The organism is Bradyrhizobium sp. NBAIM08 (genome assembly GCF_020193935.1).
GTDB classification, from domain to species: Bacteria; Pseudomonadota; Alphaproteobacteria; order Rhizobiales; family Xanthobacteraceae; genus Bradyrhizobium; species Bradyrhizobium yuanmingense.
In genome coordinates, this window is record NZ_JADYVR010001309.1 from 1 (window position 1) to 384 (window position 384).

Below are 384 nucleotides of genomic sequence, written 5' to 3' on the forward strand. Positions count from 1 at the left end.
CCCTGAGCCCGTTCGAAAGCGACGTGATCTGGCGATTTGTCGTGCCTTGCGTGACGGTGGCTATCAGGCGCGCCGAGGTCATCACGTCGGTCGCGCACTTGGTGTTGTACAAGGTGACGGCCGGGTTCGTGGTGTTGAGCGGCTGACCGCCGAGATGGCATTCGCGAAGAATCGCCGTGTTCTGCACCGACGTGTTGTTGTGCTCGGCGATCTCAATCGCTTCCGCGATGCTGACGGACGGCATCTCCGGCGAGTGCGGACGTCTCGGATCGATGAAGGCGCCGACGACGTGCTTGAGGCCGTTGTTGACCGCTGCGCGATCGAGCGTGGGATTCACGACGACGGATCCGCTGGTCGTCATCAGGCCGACGAGCACGCTTGCGG

Annotated in this window: 1 protein-coding gene; it reads right to left on the reverse strand. The window is 63.3% G+C overall.

Features of this window, described 5'->3' with window-relative positions; translation table 11 throughout:
- Nucleotides 1–384 (reverse strand): hypothetical protein (locus I6F37_RS44665; protein ID WP_225155080.1); only part of this gene is annotated, 384 nt, incomplete at both ends.